At 68.2% G+C, this 3,399-nt stretch carries 3 protein-coding genes and 1 pseudogene; 1 reads left to right on the top strand and 3 read right to left on the bottom strand.

Annotated features, from left to right (window positions below; all coding sequences use genetic code 11):
- The 3 genes and pseudogenes from ACIPIA_RS12670 to ACIPIA_RS12660 all read right to left on the bottom strand — a co-directional run.
- Positions 1-259, bottom strand: a pseudogene (locus ACIPIA_RS12670) (glycosyltransferase family 4 protein); the annotation flags it as partial.
- Positions 256-657: a 6-pyruvoyl trahydropterin synthase family protein gene (locus ACIPIA_RS12665; RefSeq protein ID WP_400510049.1), complete on the bottom strand. Its 402-nt coding sequence runs from the start codon at positions 655-657 to the stop codon at positions 256-258. The gene ACIPIA_RS12665 and the pseudogene ACIPIA_RS12670, both read right to left, overlap by 4 nt.
- Before the next feature lie 35 nt (positions 658-692).
- Positions 693-1,646, bottom strand: coding sequence for a zinc-dependent alcohol dehydrogenase (locus ACIPIA_RS12660; RefSeq protein WP_400510047.1), 954 nt, complete (start codon positions 1,644-1,646; stop codon positions 693-695).
- A 101-nt stretch (positions 1,647-1,747) separates the two neighbouring features.
- Between ACIPIA_RS12660 and mdoH the strand changes: the two genes are divergently transcribed.
- Positions 1,748-3,399: glucans biosynthesis glucosyltransferase MdoH (gene mdoH, locus ACIPIA_RS12655; RefSeq protein ID WP_400510045.1), on the top strand; the 1,652-nt coding region annotated here is incomplete at its 3' end.

The raw sequence follows: 3,399 nt of genomic DNA, 5'->3' as shown, positions 1-3,399 counted from the left end.
AGCGACCCGCGAGGGCTTCGGGAAAGGCACCATAGGCCAGGCCGTCGATCAGCAGCGCGTCGTCCGGACCGGCTTCTGCCAGAAGACGTTCCGCCTTCTCCAGATCCTCCACCGCCGGAAACGGGAAAGAGCCGGGCAGTGGAAGGTGGCGAACGGCGATGCCGGCCTTGCTCCACTCCTTCAGCAGCCGGCGGTCATAGCCGTAGCCGCCCGTCGGGGCGTCGATGTCGCCGGGGATGGCGAAGACGATGGCGCTCACGCCAGCGCGCCCTCGTAGCTGGCCCGGGCGAGGTCAGTCTCGTGCAACGTCACGCGGATCCTGGCGAGCGTGGCACCGTCAGCCCCGAGCGCACCTGATTTCGCGGCCGCGGCCATGGCGTCGAAAATGTGCTTGCAGAGGAACTCCGTCGTGGTGAGCACGCCGGCGAATTGCGGGAGGGTGTCGAGGTTCTGGTAGTTCAGCGGCTTCAGTGTCTTGCTCAGCGTGTCGAGCGCCGCGCCGATATCGACGACCACGTTCTGGCGGTTCAGCACCTCACGGAAGAAGGCGACATCGACCACGAAGGTGGCGCCGTGCATGTTCTGCGCCGGGCCGAAGAACGGATCGGGCAGGGAGTGGCCGATCATGATGCGGTCGCGGACTTCGACGGAAAACATGCGGTCTCCTCAGCAAGCGCCCGAAATGAGCGCGGTCACGGCCGCGCTTCATAGCAAATCGCCGCAGTCAGGCCAGCGGCGCCGGGCGCGAGCAGCTCTGGAACGCGGCGAGGCGCATCGCGGAAGGCGACCTCCTCGGTAATCAATGCATCAAGCCGCTCGTCGGCAAGGAGCGCCATGGCGGCCTGTGCGCGACGGGCATGGTCCCAGCGCGCCCGACGCGATGGCGCGACCATGCCGACCTGCGAGGAGACGAGCTGGAGGCGGCGGGCATGGAAGGCACAGCCGAGCGCTGCCGGCACAGCACCTTCGCCATACCAGCTCATCTCGACGATCCGCGCTTCGGTGCCGGCAGCGGCCACGGCGGTGGCCAGTCCGGCGGCCGTCGCGCTGGTGTGGAAGACGAGATCGGCATCGCCTGGCGCGGCTTCAGGCAATGCAAAGCCGAAGCCCAGTTTGCCCGCGAGGTCGGCGCGACCGGCCTCGACATCGACCAGCGTGACCTCGCTGCCCGGCAGCCGCGCTGCCAGCCAGGCCACGAGAAGGCCGAGCACGCCGCCGCCCACCACGACGATCCGATCGGCGGGACCCGAGCCGGCGTCCCAATGGGCGTTCAGGGCCGTTTCCATGTTGGCGGCGAGGATGGCCCGGCGGGCCGGCACCGCATCCGGAACACGGACCAGGCTGTCACGGGGCACGATGAAGCGGTCCTGATGTGGATGAAGGCAGAAGACGATGCGGCCGAGCAGGTCTGCGGGGCCGGCATCGACGCGGCCGACGGCGCAGTAGCCGTACTTGACCGGGAACGGAAAATTGCCCTCCTGAAAGGGCGCGCGCATGCGCTCATGTTGCGACGATGGCACGCGGCCTTCGAAGATCAGGCGCTCGGTGCCACGGCTCAGGCCGCTCCACAGCGTGGTGACCAGGCAATCGTCAAGGCCGGGGACCGGCAGGGCGACATCATTCAGGCTGCATTCACGGGGCGCCATATACCAAAGCGCGAGAGCCTTGGCCCTTGCATCAATCGTGGTTGCAGGCTTTAGCTCCCGCGCCATCGCGTCCGCCCTCCGTCCGAGCCTGTCTCCTTGCCATGACAGAGACTGTCACGAACCAGCGCCCCGGTCCGACCACGTTCCAGCCGGCGACGCAAGAGGTCGATGCGCTCGGCCTGACACCGGCCGGATTGCAGGATGCCGCTGTTCTCGTTCGGCGGCGCCTGCTGGTCCTCGTTCTCAATCTCGCGACGCTCGCCTCCCTGCTCGCAGGGCTGGCTCATGTGCTGGGCGCGGGCGGCTGGACGTTCGTCGACGTGGTGATCTTCGTCGCCTTCCTCTTCGGCGCGCCCTGGACGGTGCTCGGCTTCTGGAACGCGGCGATCGGGCTCTGGCTGCTGCATGGCGGCGGGGGTGGCATCAGGGAGGTCGCGCCCTTCGCCGCGGCCGGCGGGCGGGAAACGCCGCTTTCCTTGCGAACCGCCGTGCTGATGACCCTGCGCAACGAGGACCCGGCACGCGCCTTCCGTCGGCTGAAGGTCGTCAAGCAGAGCCTCGACGCGACCGGGCAGGGCGCCTGGTTCGACTATTTCGTCCTGTCCGACACCAATGATCCGACGGTGGCCGCTGCGGAGGCGGCATTGGCCGAAGGCTGGGCGCATGAGATCGGAGAGCCTGCGCGCGTGACCTACCGCCGACGGACCGACAATGCCGGGTTCAAGGCGGGCAACCTCCGCGACTTCTGCGAACGCTGGGGCGATCGCTACGAACTCATGCTGCCGCTCGACGCCGACAGCGTGATGGCGGGAGAGACGATCCTCGGCTTGGCCCGAATGATGCAAGCGTATCCAAAGCTTGGAATCCTGCAGAGTCTCGTGGTCGGTATGCCCAGCCGCTCCGCCTTCGCCCGCATCTTCCAGTTCGGCATGCGCCAGGGCATGCGGCCCTACACCATGGGCTCCGCCTGGTGGGGCGGTGATTGCGGGCCGTTCTGGGGGCACAACGCGCTGGTCCGGATCGCGCCATTTCGGGAACACTGCCATCTGCCGGTCCTGCCCGGCGGGCCGCCGCTCGGCGGCGCGGTGATGAGCCACGACCAGGTCGAGGCGACGCTGATGCGCCGCGCCGGCTACGAGGTTCGCGTCCTGCCCGTCGAGGGCGGCAGCTGGGAGGAGAACCCGCCGACCATGCTGGAGTTCGCCACCCGCGACCTGCGCTGGTGCCTCGGCAACCTGCAATATCTGAAGCTGCTCGATCTGCCCGGCCTCAGACCGATGAGCCGCTTCCAGCTGGTCTGGGCGATCCTGATGTTCCTCGGCCTGCCGGCGTGGACGCTGATGATCGCGCTTCTGCCGCTGAAGGCGCTGGAGGATCGTGCCATCGCCGACTATCCCGCGGGGCTGGCGGCCGGGCTCTATCTGCTGTTCCTGGCGATGTTTCTTTCACCCAAGCTTGCCGGTCTCGCCGATGTTCTGCTGACCCGCGGCGGCGTCCGGCGCTATGGCGGGGCGGCGCGTTTCCTGGCCTCCGCCGTGATCGAGGTGCTGTTCGCGTTCCTGCAGGGCGCGGTATCGAGCTTCCGGACCACCCTGTTCATGGTCGGCCTCGCCTTCGGCCGGGCGCGGATCGGCTGGAACGGGCAGGCGCGCGATGCTCACGCGCTGTCCTTCGCGACGGCCTTCGCGGGCCTGTGGCCGCATCTTCTGTTCGGAATCTATCTCGTCGCCACGCTCGGAATGCTGGCGCCTGC

The sequence above is a fragment of the Allobosea sp. CER48 genome (assembly GCF_044752385.1).
Classification (GTDB): Bacteria; Pseudomonadota; Alphaproteobacteria; order Rhizobiales; family Beijerinckiaceae; genus Allobosea.
The sequence above is the reverse complement of the archived record's forward strand: the minus strand, read 5'-3'. Positions and strand labels throughout refer to the sequence as shown.